The 22,890-nt window shown below is 60.1% G+C and carries 20 protein-coding genes; 12 read left to right on the top strand and 8 right to left on the bottom strand.

All coding sequences use genetic code 11. The features are described 5' to 3' along the window. Positions 1-2: 2 nt before the first annotated feature. The 5 genes from lepB (at position 3) to pdxJ (ending at position 4,267) form a co-directional block, all read left to right on the top strand. A complete protein-coding gene (lepB, locus tag ACVVH8_RS05310; protein ID WP_103306374.1) occupies positions 3-857 on the top strand; it encodes a signal peptidase I in 855 nt (284 codons plus the stop codon). 169 nt (positions 858-1,026) lie between these two features. Beyond that, the gene (gene rnc / locus ACVVH8_RS05315) at positions 1,027-1,716 is read left to right on the top strand and encodes a ribonuclease III (protein ID WP_103306375.1); all 690 of its coding nucleotides are present in this window, start codon (positions 1,027-1,029) and stop codon (positions 1,714-1,716) included. Then, complete coding sequence (gene era / locus ACVVH8_RS05320; protein ID WP_016771562.1) at positions 1,709-2,611, top strand: GTPase Era; 903 nt, start codon at positions 1,709-1,711, stop codon at positions 2,609-2,611. Before rnc ends, era begins: the two co-directional genes overlap by 8 nt. Positions 2,612-2,781: 170 nt before the next feature. Further along, a complete protein-coding gene (gene recO / locus ACVVH8_RS05325) occupies positions 2,782-3,471 on the top strand; it encodes a DNA repair protein RecO (RefSeq protein WP_475228874.1) in 690 nt (229 codons plus the stop codon). 49 nt (positions 3,472-3,520) lie between these two features. Then, positions 3,521-4,267 carry a pyridoxine 5'-phosphate synthase gene (pdxJ, locus tag ACVVH8_RS05330; protein WP_103306377.1) on the top strand — a complete coding sequence of 249 codons (747 nt, stop codon included), beginning with the start codon at positions 3,521-3,523 and terminating at the stop codon, positions 4,265-4,267. 105 nt (positions 4,268-4,372) lie between these two features. Here the strand turns inward: pdxJ and mltF are convergent, their stop codons facing one another. Continuing rightward, positions 4,373-5,833 carry a membrane-bound lytic murein transglycosylase MltF gene (mltF, locus tag ACVVH8_RS05335; RefSeq protein ID WP_103306378.1) on the bottom strand — a complete coding sequence of 487 codons (1,461 nt, stop codon included), beginning with the start codon at positions 5,831-5,833 and terminating at the stop codon, positions 4,373-4,375. Positions 5,834-6,118: 285 nt separating this feature from the next. Here mltF and purL point away from each other — a divergent pair, with 285 nt between their 5' ends. The 4 genes from purL (at position 6,119) to ACVVH8_RS05355 (ending at position 12,451) form a co-directional block, all read left to right on the top strand. Further along, positions 6,119-10,015, top strand: coding sequence for a phosphoribosylformylglycinamidine synthase (gene purL, locus ACVVH8_RS05340; RefSeq protein ID WP_475228876.1), 3,897 nt, complete (start codon positions 6,119-6,121; stop codon positions 10,013-10,015). Between the two features lie 5 nt (positions 10,016-10,020). Then, positions 10,021-10,332: a YqfO family protein gene (locus ACVVH8_RS05345; protein WP_042607740.1), complete on the top strand. Its 312-nt coding sequence runs from the start codon at positions 10,021-10,023 to the stop codon at positions 10,330-10,332. A gap of 1,234 nt (positions 10,333-11,566) precedes the next feature. After that, positions 11,567-11,926 (top strand): DUF6124 family protein, encoded by a 360-nt coding sequence (locus ACVVH8_RS05350; RefSeq protein ID WP_475228879.1) that lies wholly within the window; start codon positions 11,567-11,569, stop codon positions 11,924-11,926. A 225-nt stretch (positions 11,927-12,151) separates the two neighbouring features. Continuing rightward, positions 12,152-12,451, top strand: coding sequence for a hypothetical protein (locus ACVVH8_RS05355; protein WP_315446438.1), 300 nt, complete (start codon positions 12,152-12,154; stop codon positions 12,449-12,451). Between the two features lie 74 nt (positions 12,452-12,525). On the opposite strand, the gene nagE is transcribed toward ACVVH8_RS05355, so the two are convergent. From nagE to ACVVH8_RS05390, 7 genes are all read right to left on the bottom strand, one after another. After that, positions 12,526-14,241 carry an N-acetylglucosamine-specific PTS transporter subunit IIBC gene (gene nagE, locus ACVVH8_RS05360; protein ID WP_475228881.1) on the bottom strand — a complete coding sequence of 572 codons (1,716 nt, stop codon included), beginning with the start codon at positions 14,239-14,241 and terminating at the stop codon, positions 12,526-12,528. 36 nt (positions 14,242-14,277) lie between these two features. Then, positions 14,278-16,791: a phosphoenolpyruvate--protein phosphotransferase gene (gene ptsP, locus ACVVH8_RS05365; RefSeq protein ID WP_475228883.1), complete on the bottom strand. Its 2,514-nt coding sequence runs from the start codon at positions 16,789-16,791 to the stop codon at positions 14,278-14,280. A 34-nt stretch (positions 16,792-16,825) separates the two neighbouring features. Further along, positions 16,826-17,848 carry an SIS domain-containing protein gene (locus tag ACVVH8_RS05370; RefSeq protein WP_475228885.1) on the bottom strand — a complete coding sequence of 341 codons (1,023 nt, stop codon included), beginning with the start codon at positions 17,846-17,848 and terminating at the stop codon, positions 16,826-16,828. After that, entirely contained in the window at positions 17,829-18,935 is a 1,107-nt protein-coding gene (nagA, locus tag ACVVH8_RS05375; RefSeq protein WP_475228888.1) for an N-acetylglucosamine-6-phosphate deacetylase, read from the bottom strand. Before nagA ends, ACVVH8_RS05370 begins: the two co-directional genes overlap by 20 nt. Positions 18,936-18,958: 23 nt before the next feature. Continuing rightward, positions 18,959-19,690 (bottom strand): GntR family transcriptional regulator, encoded by a 732-nt coding sequence (locus tag ACVVH8_RS05380; protein ID WP_103306386.1) that lies wholly within the window; start codon positions 19,688-19,690, stop codon positions 18,959-18,961. Positions 19,691-20,125: 435 nt separating this feature from the next. Then, positions 20,126-20,641: a L,D-transpeptidase family protein gene (locus tag ACVVH8_RS05385; protein ID WP_315446432.1), complete on the bottom strand. Its 516-nt coding sequence runs from the start codon at positions 20,639-20,641 to the stop codon at positions 20,126-20,128. A gap of 100 nt (positions 20,642-20,741) precedes the next feature. After that, positions 20,742-21,293 (bottom strand): NUDIX hydrolase, encoded by a 552-nt coding sequence (locus ACVVH8_RS05390; RefSeq protein WP_103306388.1) that lies wholly within the window; start codon positions 21,291-21,293, stop codon positions 20,742-20,744. 146 nt (positions 21,294-21,439) lie between these two features. Here ACVVH8_RS05390 and ACVVH8_RS05395 point away from each other — a divergent pair, with 146 nt between their 5' ends. The 3 genes from ACVVH8_RS05395 to ACVVH8_RS05405 are packed head-to-tail and all read left to right on the top strand — an operon-like array spanning position 21,440 to position 22,815. Further along, complete coding sequence (locus ACVVH8_RS05395; RefSeq protein ID WP_123534344.1) at positions 21,440-22,039, top strand: CoA pyrophosphatase; 600 nt, start codon at positions 21,440-21,442, stop codon at positions 22,037-22,039. 45 nt (positions 22,040-22,084) lie between these two features. Further along, positions 22,085-22,609 (top strand): gamma carbonic anhydrase family protein, encoded by a 525-nt coding sequence (locus tag ACVVH8_RS05400; protein ID WP_007954617.1) that lies wholly within the window; start codon positions 22,085-22,087, stop codon positions 22,607-22,609. After that, positions 22,606-22,815 carry a DUF1289 domain-containing protein gene (locus ACVVH8_RS05405; protein WP_475228890.1) on the top strand — a complete coding sequence of 70 codons (210 nt, stop codon included), beginning with the start codon at positions 22,606-22,608 and terminating at the stop codon, positions 22,813-22,815. Before ACVVH8_RS05400 ends, ACVVH8_RS05405 begins: the two co-directional genes overlap by 4 nt. The last annotated feature ends 75 nt before the right edge of the window (positions 22,816-22,890 follow it).

Raw genomic sequence — 22,890 nt, forward strand, 5'->3', positions numbered from 1 at the left:
CTATGTCACTAAATTTCCCGCTGTTGCTGGTCATCGCCGTGTTCGTCTGCGGCCTGTTGGCGTTGCTTGATCTGCTGATTCTGGCACCGCGTCGGCGTGCTGCCATTGCCTCTTATCAAGGCAGTGTCAGCCAGCCCGATATCGTGGTGGTCGAGAAACTGAACAAAGAGCCGCTGCTGGTTGAATACGGCAAGTCGTTCTTCCCGGTGTTGTTCATCGTGCTGGTGCTGCGTTCGTTCCTCGTGGAACCGTTCCAGATCCCGTCCGGCTCGATGAAACCGACCCTGGACGTCGGCGACTTCATTCTGGTGAACAAGTTTTCTTACGGGATCCGCCTGCCGGTGATCGACAAGAAAATCATCGAAGTCGGTGATCCGCAGCGCGGCGATGTGATGGTGTTTCGCTACCCGAGTGACCCGAACGTCAACTACATCAAGCGTGTAGTCGGCCTGCCGGGCGACACCGTGCGGTACACCGCTGACAAGCGTCTGTTCGTCAATGGCGAATCGGTTGCCGAACAATTGGCCGGTTCGGAGCCGGGCATGCTCGGCACTGCCGAGTTGTACAAAGAGAAACTCGGCGCCGCCGAGCACCTGATCCGCAAGGAAATGAATCACAACCGCGCCATTCCTGACCATACCTGGACCGTGCCTGCCGGGCACTACTTCATGATGGGCGACAACCGCGACAACTCGAACGACAGTCGTTTCTGGGATGATCCGAACATTCCCAAGGATCTGCTGGGCATGGTTCCCGACCAGAATATCGTCGGCAAGGCCTTCGCGGTCTGGATGAGCTGGCCGGATCCGAAATTCAGCCACCTGCCGAATTTCTCGCGGGTTGGCCTGATCAAGTAATCACACACGGCGCTGTTGACCACAGCGCCGAATGCATTTCTGGAGCCGGCACAATCGGCTTCGCTACAGCCAGGATTTAATTTTTGAACACAGCGTTAATTGTCCCAGGCCTGCGCCGTACCCCGGCGATGGCGGTGGAATCCAGCTTTGATCTCAGCGTGGGTAAACCGTGAGCGCCTCATTAAGCCGTCTCGAGCGTCAGCTCGGTTACACCTTCAAGGACCAGGAGCTGATGCTGCTGGCCCTCACGCACCGCAGTTTTGCCGGGCGCAACAATGAGCGTCTGGAGTTTCTCGGCGATGCCATCCTCAACTTCGTTGCCGGTGAGGCGCTGTTCGACCGTTTCCCGCTGGCCCGCGAAGGCCAGTTGTCGCGTTTGCGCGCACGCCTGGTAAAAGGTGAGACGCTGGCCGTACTGGCGCGCGGTTTCGACCTTGGCGATTACCTGCGTCTGGGCTCCGGTGAACTGAAAAGCGGCGGTTTCCGTCGCGAGTCGATTCTGGCCGATGCCCTCGAAGCGTTGATCGGCGCCATCTACCTCGACGCGGGCATGGATGTCGCTCGCGAGCGCGTACTGGCCTGGCTGGCTGGCGAGTTCGAAGGGCTGACGCTGGTCGATACCAACAAGGATCCCAAGACCCGTCTGCAGGAACACCTGCAATCGCGCGGTTGCGAACTGCCTCGTTACGAAGTGGTGGACATCCAGGGTGAACCGCACTGCCGAACCTTCTTCGTCGAGTGCGAAGTTGTCTTACTGAATGAAAAAAGCCGAGGTCAGGGTGTGAGCCGTCGTATTGCCGAACAGGTAGCGGCCGCCGCAGCACTGATTGCCCTGGGCGTGGAGAATGGCAATGACTGATACAAACGCAACTCGCTGTGGCTACGTTGCCATCGTCGGCCGTCCCAACGTCGGCAAGTCGACGCTGCTGAACCACATCCTCGGCCAGAAGCTCGCGATCACTTCGCGCAAGCCGCAGACCACTCGGCACAACATGCTCGGGATCAAGACCGAGGGTGACGTGCAGGCAATCTACGTCGACACCCCGGGCATGCACAAGGGTGGCGAAAAGGCCCTGAACCGCTACATGAACAAGACCGCTTCGGCGGCGTTGAAAGACGTCGACGTGGTGATCTTCGTGGTTGACCGCACCAAGTGGACCGACGAAGACCAGATGGTTCTTGAGCGCGTGCAATACGTGACCGGCCCGCTGATCGTTGCGCTGAACAAGACTGACCGCATCGAAGACAAGGCCGAGCTGATGCCGCACCTGTCGTGGTTGCAGGAACAGCTGCCGAACGCGCAGATCATTCCGATTTCCGCGCAGCACGGGCACAACCTCGAAGCGCTGGAAAAGGTCATCGCCGATCATCTGCCGGAGAACGATCACTTCTTCCCGGAAGACCAGATCACCGACCGCAGCAGCCGCTTCCTCGCCGCTGAACTGGTGCGCGAGAAAATCATGCGCCAGATGGGTGCCGAGCTGCCGTACCAGATCACCGTCGAGATCGAAGAGTTCAAGCAGCAGGGTAAGACGCTGCACATCCACGCGCTGATCCTCGTCGAGCGTGACGGCCAAAAGAAGATCATCATTGGCGACAAGGGCGAGCGCATCAAACGCATCGGCACCGAAGCGCGCAAGGACATGGAGCTGCTGTTCGACTCCAAAATCATGCTCAACCTGTGGGTCAAGGTGAAGGGCGGCTGGTCCGACGACGAGCGCGCGCTGCGTTCGCTGGGTTACGGCGATCTGTAAAAAAATATCGGTTCCTGTTTAACCAGAGAACCCTGTGGGAGCGGGCTTGCCCGCGATGAGGATGTAACGTTCGGCAGAGATGTTGAATGTGCATCCGCCATCGCGGGCAAGCCCGCTCCCACATTTGGTTTATGTTGATCTCAAGACTGCGTTTCTTCATCGAGAACTCAATGTCGCAAAGCCCACCCCCCGCCCAACCTGCCTACGTTCTGCATTCGCGCGCCTATCGTGAAACCAGCGCGTTGGTCGATTTCCTCACGCCGCAAGGTCGGCTGCGGGCGGTGTTGCGCAGTGCGCGGGGCAAGGCCGGGACACTGGCGCGGCCGTTCGTACCGCTGGAAGTGGAGTTTCGCGGCAAGGGTGAGCTGAAGAATGTCGGGCGCATGGAAAGTGCCGGTAACGCGACCTGGATGGTCGGCGAGGCGCTGTTCAGTGGCCTCTACCTCAATGAATTGCTGATCCGTTTGCTCCCTGCTGAAGATCCGCACCCGGCGGTGTTTGATCACTATGCCGCTACCTTGCTGGCGCTGGCTGAAGGCCGGCCGTTGGAACCTTTATTGCGCTCCTTCGAGTGGCGCCTGCTGGATGATCTCGGTTACGGGTTTTCCATGAACACTGACATCCACGGCGAGGCGGTGGCGCCGGATGGCCTCTATCGTCTGCAAGTGGATGCGGGTCTTGAGCGTGTCTACCTGCTGCAGCCGGGTCTGTTCAACGGCGTTGAATTACTGGCCATGGCCGAAGCCGACTGGACAGCGCCCGGCGCACTGTCCGCCGCCAAACGCCTGATGCGTCAGGCACTGGCTGTTCACCTGGGCGGTCGTCCCCTCGTTAGCCGGGAGCTGTTTCGCAAGCCCTGATCTCACCGTATGCTGTGCGCCGAATCTTTTTCTTCAGGAGCGCGCATCCGTGACCACCAGCAATCGCATTCTTCTTGGCGTGAACATCGACCACGTCGCCACCCTGCGTCAGGCCCGTGGTACGCGCTACCCGGATCCGGTCAAGGCTGCGCTCGACGCGGAAGAGGCGGGCGCCGACGGCATCACCGTGCACCTGCGTGAAGACCGCCGGCATATCCAGGAACGCGACGTACTGTTGCTCAAGGATGTGCTGCAAACCCGCATGAACTTCGAAATGGGTGTCACCGAAGAAATGATGGCGTTCGCTGAGCGTATCCGCCCGGCGCACATTTGCCTGGTGCCGGAAACCCGCCAGGAACTGACCACTGAAGGCGGTCTGGATGTGGCGGGGCAGGAAGAGCGCATCAGGGCAGCGGTCGAGCGTCTGTCGAAAATCGGCAGCGAAGTGTCGCTGTTCATCGATGCCGATGAGCGCCAGATTGCTGCGTCGAAACGTGTAGGCGCACCGGCGATCGAACTGCACACCGGGCGTTATGCCGATGCCGAGACCCCGACCGAAGTGGCGGAAGAATTGAAGCGTGTGGCGGACGGCGTGGCGTTTGGTCTGGCGCAGGGGCTGATCGTCAATGCCGGCCATGGCCTGCACTACCACAACGTTGAAGCGGTGGCGGCGATCAAGGGCATCAATGAACTGAACATCGGCCATGCGCTGGTGGCGCATGCATTGTTCGTGGGTTTCAAATCCGCTGTCTCTGAAATGAAATCGCTGATTCTGGCTGCTGCGCTCAAAGGCTGAAGTCGGCGGCGCTGCCATCGCGGGCAAGCCACGCTCCCACAGGTTCGTGGATCTCCTGTGGGAGCGTGGCTTGCCCGCGATGGCGTCATCAAAGACAACGAAAATTCAGAGCGGGGCAGGTTCCTGGGCGGGTTTCGACTTGTCGATACCCGGAACATGCAGATTGCCTTCAGCGACCTGATCACCCTCAAGCTGCGGCTGCGTCACCCAGGTCAAAATGTCGTAGTAACGACGAATGTTCGCCACAAAGTGCACCGGCTCGCCGCCCCGGGCGTAGCCATAGCGGGTCTTGCTGTACCACTGCTTCTGCGAGAGGCGCGGCAGCATCTTCTTCACATCCAGCCACTTGTCCGGGTTCAGGCCTTCGCGGGACGCCAGTTTGCGTGCGTCATCCAGGTGACCGCTGCCGACGTTGTACGCCGCCAGGGCAAACCAGGTGCGGTCCGGCTCCTGAATCGAATCATCGAGCTGATCCTTCATATAGGCGAGGTACTTGGCGCCGCCCATGATGCTTTGCTTCGGATCAAGACGGTTGGATACGCCCATCGCCTGAGCAGTGTTCTGCGTCAGCATCATCAAGCCGCGCACGCCGGTTTTCGAAGTGACCGTCGGTTGCCACAGCGACTCCTGATAACCGATCGCGGCGAGCAGGCGCCAGTCGACTTTCTCTTTCTTGGCGTAGGTCTTGAAGTGCTGTTCATATTTGGGCAGACGCTGCTGCAAGTGCTGGGCAAACGTCGTGGCGCCCATGTAACCGAGGACGTCGACGTGGCCGTAGTAGCGATCTTTCAGTCGTTGCAGGGTGCCGTTTTTCTGCACTTTGTCGAGGTAGGCGTTGATCTCGTTGAGCAGGCTGTTGTCTTCGCCCGGTCCCACGGCCCAGCTCTGGCTGCGCGCATCGCCAAGGTCGAAGGCCACCCGGATGTTGGTGAAGTACACCTGATTCATCGCCACTTCGTTGGAGTCGACCAGCGTCAGGTCGATCTGACCTTCATCGACCATGCGCAGCAAGTCGACCACCTCGACGGCGTCGGACTCTTCGTATTCGATGCCCGGAAATTTCTTTTTCAGCTCGGCCAGTTGTTCGGCGTGGGTGCTGCCCTTGAGCACCATGATTTTCTTGCCCACCAGATCACCGGGGTCCGTCGGCCGTGACTGGCCGTTGCGATAAATGATCTGTGGAGTCACTTCGAGGTAGGAGTGGGAGAAACGCACCTGTTTTTTGCGTTGTTCGCTGCTGACCAGACCGGCAGCCGCCAGGACCGGGCCGTTCGGTTTACCGATCTGGTCAAACAGGTCGTCGAGGTTGTCGGCGGTCTCGATCTTCAGTTCCACACCCAAATCGTCGGCGAAGCGCTTCACCAGCTCGTATTCGAAGCCGGTTTCACCGCTGCGATCCTGAAAGTAGGTGGCGGGGCTGTTACGGGTAATCACCCGCAGCACACCATCCTCCTTTACGCGCTCGAGTGTGTTGGGTTTATCAACACAGCCACCGAGCATCAGGAAGAGTCCGGTTGCGATCAGCCATTTGGCGTACCGCGGACGCAAAGCCGTTGGGAAAAACATTTGCGCAGTATACGCAAAGGACTGCGGGCGCCATATCTCGACAGGTGAGGGGTTGTCTGCTAGAGATCACAAAACCGAGCGAAACCCCGCAGGAATGGGGCCGAAGGGCATTTTGTTACAGTAAAAATAAGCCTTCGTCGTATGCCGGATAAATTTGACTCTCAAGGCAGAAACACAGATTGATATCCGAGTGCAACCGTGCGTAGCGTTTCGGGTGATGTTGAGGGCGGTTTAGGCTAGAATGCACGGCCTCAAAGCACACCCCTTCCCGAGGCTGTCCCGAAGATGTTGATCCTGCGCGGCGCTCCTGCCCTTTCTGCCTTTCGCCACAGCAAACTCCTTGAGCAACTGAGCCAGAAGGTTCCAGCTGTCAGTGGCCTGTATGCTGAATTCGCTCACTTCGCCGAAGTCACCGGCGTCCTGACCGGCGACGAACAGCAGGTGCTTGCGCGCCTTCTGAAGTACGGCCCAAGTGTTCCGGTACAAGAGCCGACCGGTCGTCTGTTCCTGGTGTTGCCGCGTTTTGGCACCATCTCGCCATGGTCGAGCAAGGCCAGCGACATCGCTCGCAACTGCGGCCTGAGCAAGATCCAGCGTCTGGAGCGCGGTATCGCGTTCTACGTGGGCGGTCAGTTCAGCGAAGCCGAAGCCCAGCAGATTGCCGACGTCCTGCATGACCGCATGACCCAGATCGTTCTGGCCAACCTCGAACAGGCCGCCGGCCTGTTCAGCCACGCCGAACCGAAGCCGCTGACCGCGATCGACATCCTCGGCGGCGGTCGCGCCGCGCTGGAAAAGGCCAACACCGAGCTGGGCCTGGCCCTGGCCGAAGACGAGATCGACTATCTGGTCAACGCCTTCAACGGTCTCAAGCGCAACCCGCACGACATCGAACTGATGATGTTCGCCCAGGCCAACTCCGAGCATTGCCGCCACAAGATCTTCAACGCCAGTTGGGATATTGATGGTGAGAACCAGGAAAAAAGCCTGTTCGGCATGATCAAGAACACCTACGTGATGCACAGCGAAGGCGTTCTGTCGGCTTATAAGGACAACGCCTCGGTAATCGTCGGCAACGTTGCCGGCCGTTTCTTCCCGAACCCTGAGACCCGCCAGTACGGTGCGGTGCAGGAGCCGGTGCACATCCTGATGAAGGTTGAAACGCACAACCACCCGACCGCGATTGCCCCGTTCCCGGGCGCATCTACCGGTTCCGGTGGCGAGATCCGCGACGAAGGTGCTACCGGCCGTGGCGCCAAGCCAAAGGCTGGCCTGACCGGTTTCACCGTATCCAACCTGCAAATCCCGGGCTTCGAACAGCCATGGGAAGTGCCGTACGGCAAGCCTGAGCGCATCGTTACCGCGCTGGACATCATGATCGAAGGCCCGCTCGGCGGCGCCGCGTTCAACAACGAATTCGGTCGTCCGGCCCTGACTGGCTACTTCCGTACCTTCGAACAATCGATCACCACCCCGCACGGTGACGAAGTTCGTGGTTACCACAAGCCGATCATGCTGGCTGGCGGCATGGGCAACATCCGCGAGGAGCACGTCAAGAAAGGCGAAATCGTCGTTGGCTCCAAGCTGATCGTGCTCGGCGGCCCGGCGATGCTCATCGGTCTGGGTGGCGGTGCCGCTTCCTCCATGGCCACCGGCACCAGCTCGGCGGACCTGGACTTCGCTTCCGTACAGCGTGAAAACCCTGAAATGGAGCGTCGTTGCCAGGAAGTCATCGACCGTTGCTGGCAGCTGGGCGACAAGAACCCGATCAGCTTCATCCACGACGTGGGCGCGGGCGGTCTGTCCAACGCCTTCCCGGAACTGGTCAACGACGGCGACCGCGGTGGCCGTTTCGAACTGCGCAACATTCCAAACGACGAGCCGGGCATGGCCCCGCACGAAATCTGGTCCAACGAATCCCAGGAACGTTACGTTCTGGCCGTCGGCCCGGAAGATTTCGAGCGCTTCCAGGCGATCTGCGAACGCGAGCGTTGCCCGTTCGCCGTGGTCGGCGAAGCCACTGCCGAGCCACAACTGACCGTGACCGACAGCCACTTCGGCAACAACCCGGTGGACATGCCACTGGAAGTGTTGCTGGGCAAAGCCCCGCGCATGCACCGTTCGGTGGTTCGTGAAGCCGAACTGGGCGATGACTTCGATCCGTCGAACCTCGACATCACCGAGTCCATCGAACGCGTTCTGCATCACCCGGCCGTGGCGAGCAAGAGCTTCCTGATCACCATCGGCGACCGCACCATCACCGGCCTCGTGGCCCGTGACCAAATGGTTGGCCCGTGGCAGGTTCCGGTGGCTGACGTTGCCGTCACCGCCACCAGTTTCGACGTCTACACCGGTGAAGCGATGGCGATGGGCGAGCGCACTCCGCTGGCGCTGCTGGACGCTCCGGCGTCGGGCCGCATGGCCATCGGCGAAACCCTGACCAACATTGCCGCTTCGCGCATCAACAAGATCTCCGACATCAAACTGTCGGCGAACTGGATGTCGGCTGCCGGCCACCCGGGCGAAGACGCGCGTCTGTACGACACCGTGAAAGCGGTTGGTATGGAACTGTGCCCTGAGCTGGGCATCACCATCCCGGTGGGCAAGGACTCGATGTCCATGGCCACTCGCTGGAACGACAACGGCGAAGAAAAAACCGTGACCTCGCCGATGTCGCTGATCGTGACCGGTTTCGCGCCAGTGGCTGACATCCGTCAGACCCTGACCCCGGAACTGCGCATGGACAAGGGCACCACCGACCTGATCCTGATCGACCTCGGTCGCGGTCAGAACCGTATGGGCGCTTCGATCATTGCTCAGGTCCACGGCAAGCTCGGCAAACACGCGCCGGACGTCGATGACGCCGAAGACCTCAAAGCCTTCTTTGCGGTGATCCAGGGCCTCAACGCCGACGGTCACCTGCTGGCTTACCACGACCGTTCCGACGGTGGGCTGCTGACGTCTGTAGTGGAAATGGCCTTTGCCGGCCACTGCGGTCTGAGCCTGAACCTGGACAGCGTCGCTGAATCCTCGGCGGAAATCGCCGCGATCCTGTTCAACGAAGAGCTGGGTGCCGTGATCCAGGTTCGTCAGGACGCCACGCCAGATATCCTCGCGCAATTCAGCGCGGCCGGTCTGGGCGACTGCGTGTCGGTGATCGGTCAGCCGATCAACAATGGCCAGATCAACATCACCTTCAACGGTGACACCGTGTTCGAAGGCCAGCGTCGTCTGCTGCAACGTCAGTGGGCCGAAACCAGCTACCAGATCCAGCGTCTGCGCGACAACGCCGACTGCGCCGAGCAAGAGTTCGACGTGTTGCTGGAAGAAGACAACCCGGGCCTGAGCGTCAAACTCAGCTACGACGTCAACCAGGACATCGCCGCGCCTTACATCAAGAAAGGCATCCGCCCACAGGTTGCCGTGCTGCGTGAGCAGGGCGTCAACGGTCAGGTGGAAATGGCCGCCGCGTTCGACCGCGCTGGTTTCAACGCGATCGACGTGCACATGAGCGACATTCTCGCTGGCCGCGTCGACCTGAACGAGTTCAAAGGTCTGGTGGCGTGCGGTGGTTTCTCCTACGGCGACGTTCTCGGCGCCGGTGAAGGCTGGGCCAAGTCGGCGCTGTTCAACAGCCGCGCCCGCGATGCGTTCCAGGGTTTCTTCGAGCGTAACGACAGCTTCACCCTCGGCGTGTGCAACGGTTGCCAGATGATGTCCAACCTGCACGAGCTGATCCCGGGCAGCGAGTTCTGGCCGCACTTCGTGCGTAACCGCTCCGAGCAGTTCGAAGCGCGCGTGGCGATGGTGCAGATCCAGGAATCGAACTCGATCTTTCTGCAGGGCATGGCCGGTTCGCGTATGCCGATCGCCATTGCTCACGGTGAAGGCCATGCCGAGTTCTCCAGCGAAGAAGCACTGCTGGAAGCGGATCTGTCGGGTTGCGTGGCGATGCGTTTCGTCGACAACCATGGCAAGGTCACCGAGCGTTATCCGGCCAACCCGAACGGTTCGCCGCGCGGGATCACTGGTCTCACCAGCCGTGATGGCCGTGTGACGATCATGATGCCGCACCCGGAACGTGTGTTCCGTGCGGTGCAGAACTCGTGGCGTTCGGAAGACTGGAACGAGGACGCACCTTGGATGCGTATGTTCCGTAATGCGCGCGTCTGGGTGAACTAAGGCCTGTGTACAAGCTGGCGTTTTTTGTTCCTGACAGTCATGTCGAGGTGGTCAAAGGCGCTGTGTTCGCTGCGGGTGGTGGGCGGATCGGTGACTATGACCACTGTGCGTGGCAGGTGCTCGGTTTGGGCCAGTTTCGACCGTTGGACGGGAGCCAGCCGTTCATTGGGGAAGCGGGGCAGGTTGAGCGGGTTGAGGAATGGAAGGTTGAGCTTGTTGTTGCGGATGAGTTGATTGTTGCTGTTGTGGCGGCTTTGAAGCTTAGTCATCCGTACGAGACGCCGGCTTATGAGGTGTGGCGGCTGGAAGATTTCTGATCTTTCTTGCTGCTTAAACAGGAAACCCGCAGATGAGTGATTGTCTGCGGGTTTTTTGTTGTCTGCGATTTGAAGGGCGACTTCATTCCACTGTGGGAGCTGGCTTGCCAGCGATGGCGCCCTTATAGGCGACCATGCTCTGGCTGACTGGGTGAATATCCGTTTCTTCGGTTGCTGCGGCTGGCGGTTTCGCCCTTACGGCGACTCACTTTTTTTACAAACGCCTAAAAAAAGTAAGCAAAAAAACGCTTGCCCCAACGTTCGGCCCACTCGCTAAAGCTCGGGGTTCCTTCGCTCCGGGTTTCATCCGGGGCATCGCCTCCGGTTTGCTTCGCTGCACCTCCTCTCGATGTCCTCCCCGGATGAATCCCTCCACTCAGCCTGCCGACGGGGCCGGTGGATCAAGATCAAGATCAAGAGCTGCAGCCGAGCTAACGCTCATCCTGTTGAGTGGTGAGAAGCAGGAGCGAGTAAGTGGCGCTGCTTTGCTTTTCTGTGGGAGCTGGCTTGCCAGCGATGGCGGCCTGACAGCCGACCAGTCTCTATCTGGATGCACACAATCCAATTGTGGGAGTGAGCCTGCTCGCGATAGCGACCTCACAACCAACCAATCACCCGCAGATGTACCTCAATCCCTGTGGGAGCTGGCTTGCCAGCGATGGCGGCCTGACAGCCGACCAGTCTCTATCTGGATGCACACAATCCAATTGTGGGAGTGAGCCTGCTCGCGATAGCGACCTCACAACCAACCAATCACCCGCAGATGTACCTCAATCCCTGTGGGAGCTGGCTTGCCAGCGATGGCGGCCTGACAGACGACCAGTCTCTATCTGGATGCACGCAATCCAACTGTGGGAGCCAGCCTGCTGGCGATGAGGCCGCCCAGCCACCCCATCACCCAAGGCTGTTTAAAAATGCATCAAATCACCAGAACCTTCCCACAAGGTTTTCAGGTTGTCCGTCGGACGTCCGGTCTCTAGTCTTTGGTTGTCACCGCAAATCGGTGATCGGGTGTGAGAACCCGGGCAAGAAGTGTTATTCCAGCATCGGTACGTCATAATCGCCGCCAGCTTATTGCTGCCTGCAATCAATTTATGGCGGCTGTGTGCGGGCAGACTTCGGTCTGGCCGGAAGTTCTGCTCCTTGCCCGGTTTCTCACCCCGCACATAGCTGCCACCATTTCGCCGCGTGAGAAACGGCAATTGGATGGCTCCGATCATTAAGGAGTTTTTCAATGACCAAGCCCGTACCCGACCCACCCGAAACCACCACCCCACTCGAAGAAGCCCTCCGCGCCGAAGAGCAAGCCCGAAACCGCGAAGCCATCAAACGCGCTCTCGACTTCTACCTGTGCCCCGAGCCCGAAAAGCCCCGCCGACCGAGCACCATGTTCATGGTCTGCCCCCAAGTCGACACCGAAAGCCTGCTCGCCCACGCCTGCGAATCGTTAGCCTCGGCAAGCACCGCCGCCAGCAACTTCGCCAATGAGCTAAGCGGTTCTCAGCGCAGCACGGTATTAGGCATCCAGCAAATCGTCATGCTCGCCGAACTGGCGGTAAACCGTGCGCTGGATCGGGTAGACCCACAAACCTGATCCATTGGGGGTATCGAAAACAGGCTCGCCCCATTTGAATAGGGCGAGCCTGCTCAAGCGCACGACTTTGGAAAACTGTCGCTCGCGGCTCAATCGCAGCTTCAGATGTGACGTTGACCGTTCATCGGAAACACTCGCTGACCTGTAATTTCTGACAGTGGTGCGATTCCGCCAACTCCTGTCTGATGAGCCTTCCATCCAAAACTGGTAAGAAGGAACTTAGCTATGTCTGTTGATAAAAATGCTGTGCCTGCAATTACTTCTGTGAAAGACGATCAAGGCTCAGAGATTCCCAACGGTGGCACCACTACGGCAACTACTGTGCATCTGAGCGGGTCGGCAGTTGCTGGAGAGAATGTTCAAATTTTGGACAGTGTTGTTGTGAAGGGACAAGTAGTTGCGACTGCTGCCGGACACTGGGCTCTGAGCCTGACGGGTTTGACGCGAGCTCCTCATTCGATTACCGCGAGAGGAGAGGCTGGTTTTTCACCTGCTCGTACATTTACTGTTATTGCAGGGAAGTAACCGAGAAAAAGCCGCTGTGCCTCATAGCGCAGCGGCCTTCATTGATCAGTGATTCCGTTGGATTTTGCTGCGGTTTAAACCTTGGCACTGACCTCACTGCGATTGACTAACGCCTCCAGCGCTCCACTCAAACTCGCCGCCTTGTCCCCCACCAGCAAATGCCAGACCCCACCCTCCAACTGGCTGACACCCTGACAACCCAGCTCTTTCAACTGGGCCTCAGACAAGGCCTTGGCATCTGCCAGCAACAAGCGAATCCGGCTCATCGCAATGCAGTCCAGTTGCAGCACATTGTCGCTACCACCCAGCGCTTTCAGCCATTGCTGAGCTTCCGAACCTGCGACCACAACGGCTTTCGTTTCATCGACAACCGCAACAGGCTCAGCAAGAACCGCCCGGCCCAATGCCGGCATCGCCAGGCGAATCTCATCAGCAATGCTGTCAGCCATCGGCCCGACCACTACCTGCAGACTGCCGCCCTTGCCCGGGCGTACAACTGCCATCGCACCCAGCGCTTTCAGATCGGCATCCGATGCCTTGTTGCGATCAACCATCTCCAGGCGCAACCGCGTGGTGCACGCACCGACAGTCACCAGGTTCTCGGCACCGCCCAAGGCTTTGATGTACGCAGCGGCGCGCTCGTTTTCTGTCAGCACAGATTTCTCGGCTGCGGCCACGTCTTCACGGCCCGGCGTTTTCAGATTGAAACGGCGGATACAGAAGTCGAACACCGCGTAATAGATGACCGCATAAGCCAGCCCCACCGGAAGCACCAACCAGCCATTGGTCGAGCGGCCCCAGCCCAGGACCATGTCGATAAAACCGCCCGAGAACGTGAAGCCCAAATGGATGTTCAGCGCATTGGTAATCGCCATCGACAACCCGGTCAGCAGCGCATGCAGCAGATACAGCAGCGGCGCCAGAAACATAAAAGCGAATTCAATTGGCTCGGTCACCCCGGTCAGGAACGAAGTCAGCGCCATCGACAGGAAAATCCCGCCCATCACCTTGCGGCGTTCCGGCAGGGCATTGCGATACATCGCCAGACACGCGGCCGGCAGGCCGAAGATCATCATCGGGAACATACCGGTCATGAACTGGCCGCCCTTCGGATCGCCAGCGAAGTAGCGCGACAGGTCACCAGTGACCAGTGCGCCGGTGGTTGGATCAGTGAAGTTGCCGAACACGAACCACGCCATGTTGTTGAGGATGTGGTGCAGGCCAGTGACGATCAGCAAGCGGTTGAACACGCCAAACACGAACGCACCAATGCTGCCGCTTTCCATCATCAAGGCGCCGAAGCTGTTGATGCCGTGCTGGATCGGCGGCCAGATGTAGCCGAACACCACGCCCAACCCGACCGCAGCGAACCCGGTGACAATCGGTACAAACCGTCGGCCACCAAAGAACGCCAGGTACTCCGGCAGCTTGATGTCCTTGAAGCGGTTGTACAGCGCGCCGGCCATCAAGCCGCTGACGATCCCGGCGAGCATGCCCATGTTGATGCTCGCGTCGAGCACCTTGAGGGTGGAGATCATCACCAGATAACCGATCACTCCGGCCAGGCCTGCGGTGCCGTTGTTGTCCTTGGCGAAACCGACGGCGATGCCGATGGCGAAGATCATTGCCAGGTTGGCGAAGATCACTTGGCCGGCATCGTGGATGATCGCGATGTCCAGCAGGTCGGTGTCGCCCAGACGCAGTAGCAGGCCGGCGATCGGCAGGATCGCGATCGGCAGCATCAGCGCACGGCCGAGGCGTTGCAGGCCTTCGATGAAGAGTTGGTACATGGTGGTTCTCCCTGCTCTTTTATAGAGAGCTTTTTGTTAGCGCAGAGGCCAATGTTGGTGGCAGGCATGACGCACCGCTGCGGCGCTGCTCAGCTTGAGCAGGTCGCGGGCGAGGCGTTGGCATTCGGTTTCGTGCAACTGGCGCACGCGATCCTTGATTTCACCGATCTGCACCGGGCTCACCGACAGTTCAGTGACGCCGAGGCCGATCAATACCGGCGTCGCCAGCGGATCCGAGGCGAGGGCGCCGCAGACGCCGACCCAACGCTTGTGCACCGCCGCGCCTTCACAGGTCATGGCGATCAAACGCAGCAGAGCAGGGTGCAGGGCGTCGACGCGGGCGGCCAGACCGGCGTGATCGCGGTCCATGGCCAGGGTGTATTGCGACAGATCGTTGGTGCCGATGGAGAGGAAGTCGGCATGTTCGGCCAATTGCTCGGCTTGCAGCGCGGCGGCGGGGACTTCGATCATGACGCCGATTTCCGGACGTTGGCTGATGCCCAGTTCCAGACACAAGGCATCGATGCGCTGACGGATGTGCAGCAGTTCGTCGACTTCAGTGACCATCGGCAACAGGATGCGGCAGCGCTGTAACGGGCTGACTTGCAGCAGCGCACGCAGTTGCTGGTCGAGGATTTCTGGTCGGGCATGCGCCAGTCGAATGCCGCGCAAGCCGAGTACCGGGTTGGCCTCGGCGGGCAGTGGCAAGTAGTCGAGTTGCTTGTCGCCGCCGACGTCGATGGTGCGGATGATCACCGATCTATCGCCCATCGCGTCGATCACGGCTTGATAGGCACTGCGCTGTTCTTCGACATCCGGCGCGGTCTGACGATCAACGAACAGAAACTCGGTGCGCAACAGGCCGACGCCATCGGCGCCGTTGGCAAAAGCGTCCGCCGCTTCAGCGCTTGAGGCGACGTTGGCGACCACTTCGATGGCCACACCATTGCGCGTTTCTGCCGGCAGATGAGCCTTGGCTTGTTGAACGTCGCGGCGTTGTTTGCGTTCGAGTTGCGCTTGCTGAACTTCAGCCAGGCGCTCGGTATTCGGTGCCAGTTCGAGGCGCCCACCATCAGCATCAAGCACCACCGCTTGGCCCTGCGGTTGATCAAGCAATGCTGCACCCAGAGCGACCATGCACGGCAGACCTTTGCCGCGCGCCAGAATCGCCACGTGAGAAGTCGCGCCGCCCTCGGCCATGCACAATCCGGCGACACCTTGCGCGCTCAGTTGCAGCAGATCCGAGGGGGTAAGTTCATGGGCTGCGACGATGGCGCCGGCCGGCACGTCGTAATGCCAGGCTTCGCCGAGCAGGGCACGCAGCACCCGTTGCTTGAGGTCGCGCAGGTCGTTGGCGCGTTCGGCCAGCAGCGCGCTACCGGTGTGCTGGAGCACTTCGCACTGGACATTAATCGACTGACTCCAAGCGTGAGTCGCTGCGGTGCCTTGCTCGATGGATTGTTGTGCGGCGTCGAGCAGGGCCGGGTCTTCGAGCAGTGCCAGATGCGCGGCGAAGATCGCTTCTTCGTCGGCATTCTTCTGCTTTTTGGCTTGGGTGAGGGTGCTGTCGATTTCGCAGCGAACCTGATTCAGTGCGGTGTCGAGGTTTTGCAGTTGCTGTACCGGGTCATGATTGCCTGCATCCACTGGCAAACTGATCGCGTTCAAGCGAAACAGCGGGCCACCGACCAGTCCCGGCGCGGCGCAAACGCCGTGCAGAACGCCAGCCTCGGCCGCACGTTTAAGAGGCGCAACACTTACCGGTGCGGCAGCGTGATGGTCATCCGGCAAAGCCGTCGCCAATGCCGTGAGCAAGGCTTGCAGCGCGGCTTCGGCGTCCGAACCTTGACAGCTGACCTGCACTTCATCCTGCTCGCCGATCGCCAGCCCCATCAATCCGATCAGGCTGTTGCACGGCGCCGATTTGCCGGCGAAGTGCAACTGCGACTGACTCTTGAAACCTTGCGCGGTCTGCCGAATCAACGCGGCAGGGCGCGCATGCAAACCGCCGCGATGAGCAACCAATACATGACCGTGAACTTCAGGCCCGCCCACCTCTTCAGCATTAGCCGACGAACTGTTGCGCGCGACGATGTGCAATAGCGGCTCGCCGACTTTTACCGCTTTCAGTGTGATCGGACGCACCTGAAAATCCTGGCTGTTGGTCAGGATCAACAAGCTGACGAGGCTTTTGCACTGCTGGCCGACCTTGTCCAGGTCGTAGCGCAACAGCGGCTGACCTTTGCTGACGCGTAGGCCTTCCTTGACCAGCATCGAGAAGCCTTCGCCGTTCAGTTCAACGGTGTCGAGGCCCAGGTGCAGGAGGATTTCTGCGCCATTGTCGGCGCGCACGGTCAACGCATGGCCGGTGCGTGCGACGTGGATGATCACGCCGGCGCACGGCGAGTACAGGGTGTCGTTGACGGGATCGATGGCAATGCCATCGCCCATCGCGCCGCTGGCGAACACTGCGTCCGGGACTTTGGCGAGCGTGAGCACCGGGCCGCTGAGCGGGGCGCTGAGGGTCAGCTCTTTATTGTTGTTGTGCATGGCTCGGTCTCATCAGGTGTGCAGTCATTCGGGCTTAGTGCGTACGCGTAACTTTGCTCAGGTGGCGCGGCTGATCCGGGTCCATGCCACGGGCTACGGCGAGGCCTGCGGCCATCACGTAGAAACTCTGGATGGCCAGAATCGGATCAAGGGCCGGGTGTTCGGCGCGGGTCAGGGTCAGGTCGCGTTCGCTGACGTCATCCGGTGCCGCCAGCAACACACGGGCGCCGCGTTGGCGCATTTCTGCCGCGAGGCTCAACAGGCCGGCCTGCTCGGCACCGCGTGGGGCGAAGACCAGCAGCGGGTAGTGTTCGTCGATCAGCGCCATGGGGCCGTGACGGACCTCGGCGCTGCTGAACGCTTCAGCTTGAATGGCCGAGGTTTCCTTGAATTTCAGCGCCGCCTCTTGGGCGATGGCAAAACCGGCGCCACGACCAATGACCATCAGGCGTTCGCAATCGCGCAGGGCATCGATGGCCACGCTCCAATCCTGTTTCGCCGCTTCACGCAGGCCTTCGGGCAGGGCGTTGTGCGCCTCCAGCAATTCGCTGTCTTCTTTCCAGTGCGCGATCAAACGGGCGCTCGCGCTGAGGGTTGCGATAAAGCTTTTGGTCGCGGCGACGCTGCTTTCGGTACCGGCGAGCAATGGCACGCTGAATTCACACGCAGCTTCCAGTGGCGAATCGGCGGCGTTGACCATCGACACGCTCAGCGCGCCACGCTTGCGCAACAGACGCAGGCTGTTGACCAGATCCGGGCTCTGACCCGACTGTGAAAAGGCGAACGCGACCTGACCGCTGACTTTCAACGGCGCCTGTTGCATGGTCACCACCGACATCGGCAACGACGCCACCGGTACGCCCAGTTGCTGCATGGTCAGGTAGGCGAAGTAGCTCGCCGCATGATCGGAACTGCCGCGCGCAACGGTCATCGCCACTTGCGGTGGCTGACGGCGCAAGCGCCCGGCGATCTCGATCATCTGCGGGTCGAGTTGTTGCAGTTGGGCCTGCACGGCCTCGAACGAGGACAGCGCCTCTTCAAGCATTTTTGAAGTCAATGTCTTCTCCTTCGACCATGACGGCGGTCAGTGTGAGTGAGCGATCCAGCCGCACGCAGTCGGCCCAGGCGCCTGGTTCAAGGCGCCCGCGTTCGGTGATGCCGAGGTAGTCGGCGGGGAATTGCGAAAGACGTTGCGAGGCCTCACTGATCGGCAAACCGATCTTCACCAGGTTGCGCAGGGCCTGATCCATGGTCAGGGTGCTGCCGGCCAGCGTGCCGTCGGGCAGGCGCACGCCGCCCAGGCATTTGGTCACGGTGTGGCTGCCAAGCTTGTACTCACCGTCGGGCATGCCGGCGGCGGCGGTCGAGTCGGTGACGCAATACAGGCATGGGATCGAACGCAGGGCCACGCGAATGGCGCCGGGATGCACGTGCAGCAAATCCGGGATCAATTCGGCGAATTTGGCGTGGGCCAGTGCCGCGCCGACGATGCCGGGCTCGCGGTGATGCAGCGGGCTCATGGCGTTGTACAAATGGGTGAAGCTGGTGGCACCAGCTTCCAGTGCGGCGACGCCTTCCTCGTAACTGCCGAGGGTGTGGCCGATCTGCATGCGCACGCCACGGCTGCTCAGTTCTCGGATCAAACCGTCATGGCCGGCGATTTCCGGGGCGATGGTGATCACGCGGATCGGCGCCAGCGCCAGGTATTCTTCGACTTCGGCCATCAACGCGGTGTGAGCAAAGTTCGGTTGTGCACCGAGTTTGCCGGGATTGATGTACGGGCCTTCGAGGTGCACGCCGAGTACCCGTGCGGCGCCTTGCGGACGCTGTTCACAGAATTCTCCGACCTCTTTGAGCACACTGGAGATCTCGGCGCTCGGTGCGGTCATGGTCGTGGCCAGCAGCGAGGTGGTGCCGAAGCGCACGTGGGTTTTGGTGATGGTCTCGAACGCGCTGGCGCCTTCCATGATGTCTTTGCCGCCACCGCCGTGGACATGCAGGTCGATGAAACCTGGCAGCAGATAGGGCAGGTCATTGTCGGCCGGATCGCACGGCACGCCTTCGATCGACACGACTTTGCCGTGTTCGTGGATCAGCCGGCCGCGAATCCAGCCGCTGGCGGTAAGGATGTTGTCTTCGGACATTTCGGTTCTCGCTTTGGGCCGTTTTAGCGGCGCAGCTCTGCAACAAAGTCGTAGTAGTCGTTGCGGCAATAGGTGTCGGTGACTTCGATCGGCGTGTTGTCTTCCAGGTAGCCGACCCGGGTCATCAGCAGCATGGCGGTGCCGGGGGCGATGCCGACCAGCGCGGCGAACTCGTCCGAGGCGTTGATCGCCTGAATGTGCTGAAGGGCGCGGACAATCGGTTTGCCGATGCCGTCGAGGTATTCGTAAAGCGAATCGCCCACCAATTGTGGCTTGGGCATGATCGAGGCGGGCAGGGTGCTCATCTCGATCGCCATCACCGTGTCGTCGGCTTTGCGCAGGCGTTTCATGCGCGCGACCTTGTCGTTCGGCGACAGGCTCAGGCGGATCAATTCTTCGTGGGTCGGCAGGGTGATTTCCCGCTCCAGCCACTGTGAGCTGGGCACAAAACCCTTGAGGCGGAGCATCTCGCTGAAACCCGAAAGGCGTGACAGCGGTTGTTCCAAGCGTGGCGTAATGAATGTGCCGGAACCCTGCAAGCGACGGATCAGACCTTGATCGAGCAAGACCTCCAGTGCTTTGCGGGCGGTGACCCGGGAGATGCCGAGCTGTTCACTGAGATTGCGCTCGGATGGCATCGCCTGTTCGGCTTTCCACTGCCCGGCATGAATCGCTGCTTCCAGGTTGCGCGCCAGTTGCAGGTACAGCGGCGTCGGCTGGGAGTCATCTGGGCGTAGGGCGTGGAAGTCGTTCATGTAGGTCATTTCCGGCGCGAGTATAGGATTGTTGTGGCTCGCTTGTGGGGCGGAAATTAATACCACTTGAATACCATGTCAACGCAGGTAAATGGCCGAATGCCCAATGAAATGGCGGTTCAGGAAGGGTTTGGTCTTGAGTGGTATTAGAGGTGGGCTATGAAAAACAAAAAATCGCAGCCTGCGGCAGCGCCTACAGTGGAGAGTGGTATCACCCATGTAGGAGTTGGCGCAGGCTGCGATCTTTTGATTTATTTTTTAATGCCGACCGGTGGTAAGGGCTGGATGAGCACTTTGTGGTGAGGGGATTTATCCCCGATCGGCTGCGCAGCAGTCGCAAAACCTGCCAACTCAGTCTGGCAGTAGGAAAGCGGAGGGCGGGCTTCGCCACCCATCGGAGCGGCGCGACGTTTCGCTAAATCCCCTCGCCACAGGTTAAGGGCGGATCTCGACCATCGTGCCGTCCGGCACCAGATTCCACACTTCGCGCATGTCGACGTTGCGCATGGCGACGCAGCCGTCGGTCCAGTCCAGCGTGTGGAACAGGTCTTCCGGCGTTTCTTCCGAATCCGGCGTGCCGTGGATCATGATCATCCCGCCGGGCTCGACGCCTTCACGTCGGGCACGGGCAGAGTCGGCGATGTTCGGGTAGGAAATGTGCATCGACAGGTTGAATTTGTCGCTGGTCTTGCGCCAGTCGATCCAATAGAAACCTTCCGGTGTGCGTTTGTCGCCTTCAATCAGTTTCGGACCTTTTTTCGCACCCTTGCCCAGCGAGATGCGATAGGTCTTCAGCGGCTTGCCGTCGGCGATCAACTGCAGTTGATGCGCCGATTTGAGCACCAGCACTTTTTCGATCAGAGGCGTATTGGATGGCGTCACGGTGGTCACGAATGACGCTTGCGAGACCGTAACGAACGACAGGCAGAACAGGGCAAGCAACCAGCGCATTGAAACGATTCCCCAGGAATGAAGCAGATACTTTATTTATAGATGTCATGCAGGCCCTGTTGCAGCCTGCGCTTTGTCTATCGGCCGGGCTGCGACAAGATTAAGTGATGGCTGGCTGAGCGAGCGGCGGAATCGACTCCGACCGAACCGGGTAGGCCTCGGCGCGCCGATCAGCGAAGAAGCATTCTAAGGTACGCCCCACCGTGCGGAAAGCCAGCTCATCCCATGGAATGTCGGCTTCGTCGAATAGTTGCACTTCGAGGCTCTCGGGGCCGGCGGCGAAATCCAGATCGACCAGCTCGGCGCGGAAGAACACATGCACCTGACTGATGTGCGGCACGTCGATCAGCGTATAGATGCTCAGGTTGCGTACCCGGGCGCAGGCTTCCTCGGCGGTTTCGCGGATCGCAGCCTGCTCGATGGTCTCACCGTTTTCCATGAAACCAGCGGGCAGCGTCCAGTAACCGAGGCGCGGCTCGATGGCGCGACGGCAGAGCAATACTTTAGAGCCCCAGGTCGCGACACAACCGGCAACGATGTTGGGATTCTGATAGTGAATGGTCTGACAGCTGTCACAGACAAATCGCAGCCGCGAGTCGCCTTCGGGAATGCGCTGTGTCACCGGGTTGCCGCACTGGCTGCAAAATTTCATGCTGGGGTTCCTGAATGCTGCGCCTATCTTGGCGTGCAGCGGTGCCGGTCGGCAAGTTGTCGTTTCGCGACATGCTCCGGCGAGGGGCTTGGGCGGCCGCTATGATTGGTGCATGATGCCGGGTAAGGCACAGATCGAGAACACTCATGCTGGACGAGCTACTGCATCGGGTAAGCAACCACACACCGCGCACGCTGGAGACCGACACACGTTTCCCCGAGGCCGCCGTGCTGGTGCCGATCACCCGCAGTGCCGAGCCTGAGCTGGTACTCACTCTGCGTGCCAGCGGTCTCTCGACCCATGGCGGCGAAGTCGCCTTCCCGGGTGGGCGCCGCGATCCGGAAGACCCTGACCTGATTTTCACCGCCTTGCGTGAAGCCGAAGAAGAGATTGGCCTGCCGCCGGGACTGGTCGAAGTGATCGGCCCGCTGAGCCCGTTGATCTCTCTGCATGGAATCAAGGTCACACCTTACGTTGGCGTGATCCCCGATTTTGTCGAGTACCAGCCCAACGACGCGGAAATCGCCGCCGTGTTCAGTGTCCCCCTCGAATTCTTCCGCAAGGATCCCCGCGAACACACCCATCGCATCGACTATCAGGGCCGTAGCTGGTACGTACCGAGTTATCGCTACGGCGAGTTCAAGATCTGGGGGCTGACGGCGATCATGATCGTCGAGTTGATCAATCTGCTCTATGACGCGAAGATTAGTCTGCATCAACCGCCTAAAAGCTTTATTAACACGTAAGCCATCGTTCGAATGGCCATCCCCGTGAGCCCTGAGGAAAACAAGATGAAATACCGCTTGGGCGACGCCCGTGTCGAAACCCACCCGCAGAGCTGGGTCGCCCCCAATGCCGTGTTGGTGGGCAAGGTCAAACTGGAGGAGGGCGCCAACGTCTGGTTCAACGCCGTGCTGCGCGGCGACAACGAACTGATCCTGATCGGCAAGAACAGCAACGTCCAGGACGGCACCGTGATGCACACCGACATGGGCTATCCGCTGACCATCGGCACCGGCGTGACCATTGGCCACAACGCCATGCTCCACGGCTGCACCGTTGGCGATTACAGCCTGATCGGCATCAACGCGGTGATTCTCAACGGCGCGAAGATCGGCAAGAACTGCATCATTGGCGCCAACTCGCTGATTGGTGAGGGCAAGGAAATTCCGGATGGTTCGCTGGTGATGGGCTCGCCGGGCAAGGTTGTGCGTGAGTTGACCGAGCCGCAGAAGAAGATGCTCGAAGCGAGCGCTGCGCACTATGTGCATAACTCCCAGCGTTATGCGCGTGATCTGGTTGAGCAGGAAGAATGACTACTGTCGAAAGACCGGTCGCCTCGCCTTGCGTGAATATTTGCGCGCTGGACGAAGACGATATTTGCACCGGTTGCCAGCGCACGGTCGCGGAGATCACCCGCTGGGGCCGCATGAGCAATGACGAGCGACGCGTGGTGCTGGGGTTGTGTCATGAGCGGGCGAAGGCGAGCGGGTTGGTCTGGATGATTCCGGCCAAGCGCTGAGATATCGGTTGAAGCGCTTTTGTGGCGAGGGAGCAAGCTCCCTCGCCACAGGTAAGCCTCGACCTTGTATACAAA

Source organism: Pseudomonas trutticola BRTCR10 (assembly GCF_056155105.1).